General features: G+C 72.0%; 2 protein-coding genes. Both read left to right on the forward strand.

Annotation, left to right across the window (positions count from 1 at the left end; genetic code table 11):
• Positions 1–316 (forward strand): hypothetical protein (locus tag H0487_RS22240; protein WP_220793694.1); only part of this gene is annotated, 316 nt, incomplete at its 5' end.
• A partial coding sequence (locus H0487_RS22245) for an Ig-like domain-containing protein (RefSeq protein ID WP_183096385.1) occupies positions 313–2,131 on the forward strand: 1,819 nt, incomplete at its 3' end. The genes H0487_RS22240 and H0487_RS22245, both read left to right, overlap by 4 nt.

The following is a 2,131-nucleotide window of genomic DNA, read 5'->3' on the forward strand; positions in this document are numbered from 1 at the left end:
CCCCCCGCCGCCCACGACGCCGACGTCGGTGACCACATCGCTGGGCCGGGTCCCGAAACCGAGTCGCACCGGACTGGCGACGGTCGTCGTCGCGGTCCCCGACGACCGGCCCGCGGCGACCGGCGACGTGCGGGTCCGGCTGATCAAGAAGGACGGCACCCGGAAGCAGGTCGTCGGCACGCTCGCGGGAGGCGCCGTCACCATCGTCCTGCCGCGGCTCTCCCTCGGGCGGTGGCGCGCGGCGGCCCGCTACCTCGGCGACAGCTCGTACCTCCCGCTGAGCGCGACGGTCGTCCGGTTCCGGGTGCGGCGATGAGAGGGCGCACGGCGTCAGCGGTCACGCTCGCGCTGGCCTGCTCCGTGGCGACCCTCCTCCCTGCGCCCGTCCACGCCGACGACCCCGTCCCGGGCCTGCCACCGCCGGCCGCTGACGTGTGGGACGGCAGCTGCGACGACCCCGCCACCGGCACGACGTACGACGTCGGTCCCGGGCGGCCGTACACGACGATCGGCGCGGTCCCGTGGCTGAGCCTGGGCCCTGGGGACCGGGTGCGGATCCACGCACGTCCAGCCCCGTACAAGGAGAAGATCCTCGTCGTCGGCCAAGGCACGGAATCGGAGCCGCTCAGCGTCTGCGGAGTCGCCGACAGCGAGGGCAACCGGCCTGTCATCGACGGCGCCGACGCCACCACCCGGCCCGACATGCGCTCAGACTTCGAAGCGACGCAGCAGCGCGGCGTCATCACCCTCGCAGCGCCCGACGGCACTCCGTGGGGCACCAAGCCGCGGTACGTCGTCATCGACGGGCTGGAGGTCACGGGCGGCTACCCCGGCAACACGTTCACCGACTGGGCGGGCATCACCCGGACCTATCCCGACAACGTCGCCGGCATCTTCGTCGAACGCGGCGAGTGGGTGACCGTGCGCGACACCGTCATCCGCGGCAACGCCAACGGGCTGTTCGTCGCGTCCGGCGACGAGGAGGCCAGCGTCTCGCGGCACGTGCTCGTCGACGGCAACGCCTTCCTCGACAACAGCGTCGTCGGCCGGGACCGGGAGCACCACTCCTACATCGAGGCCGAGGACGTCGTCTACCAGTTCAACCACTACGGCGACACTCGCGCCGGATCGCTCGGCGGTGCCCTCAAGGACCGCTCGACCGGCACCGTCGTCCGGTTCAACGAGATCGAGGGCGGCCTCCGGGCGGTGGACCTTGTCGAGGCACAGGACAGCTTCCCGATCTTCGGTGACCTCCCGGCGTACCGCGAGACCTGGGTCTACGGCAACGTCGTCGACCTCACCCACGGGGACGCGGCGTACGCGATCCACTACGGCGGCGATTCCGGCAGCGAGGACACCTACCGCAAGGGCACGCTCTACTTCTTCAACAACACCGTGGTCTACCGGTTCGACCAGAGTGAGCAGTACAACGCGTCGGTCTTCGACCTCGCCACCCCCGACGAGACCGCGGAGATCTGGGGCAACGTCTTCTCCGCCGGGCCCGCGACGACCGGAGCCACTCCTCTCGAGCTCTCCCTCGAGCGTGGGAGCGGGGTCCACCACCTCGGCGTCAACGTCATGAGCCCGGCCATGGTGCAGTGGCGCAGCGACACCCACACCGGATCCATCACCGGCTGGTCGAGTCGCGTCACCGCCGCGAACCTCGGGTTCACCGACCTGCCCGGATCCGACTTCCGACCGACGGACGTCTCGCCGCTCGTCGACGTCGGCGCCACCGCACCGGTCGCGGTGCCGGCCCGGCACGCGCTGGCCTACCAGTACGTGCCCGACCAGCTCGCGCTCGGTCGGCCCGTCAACGGCCCGGCCGTCGACGCCGGCGCCTACGAGAACGGACCGGCCACCTCGGTCGGTGATCCCGGACCGGACCTGGCGACGCCGGCGTTCACCGTCACCGTCCCGGCGCTCCGCTACGGAGAGGCGGCCGCGATCGGGGCCACCGTGACCGGCGACGGCGCACCGGCCACCGGCACGGTCACCCTCCGCGAGGGCGCCCGGGTCATCGACACCTCACCGCTCTCCGCCGGAACCGCCAGCCTGACCGTGGCTGCCGGCGATCTCAGCCCTGGCAGCCACGCGCTCGTCGTCGAGTACGGCGGAGACGAGTCGGTCG

Source organism: Nocardioides stalactiti, assembly GCF_014180715.1.
Lineage (GTDB): Bacteria > Actinomycetota > Actinomycetes > Propionibacteriales > Nocardioidaceae > Nocardioides > Nocardioides stalactiti.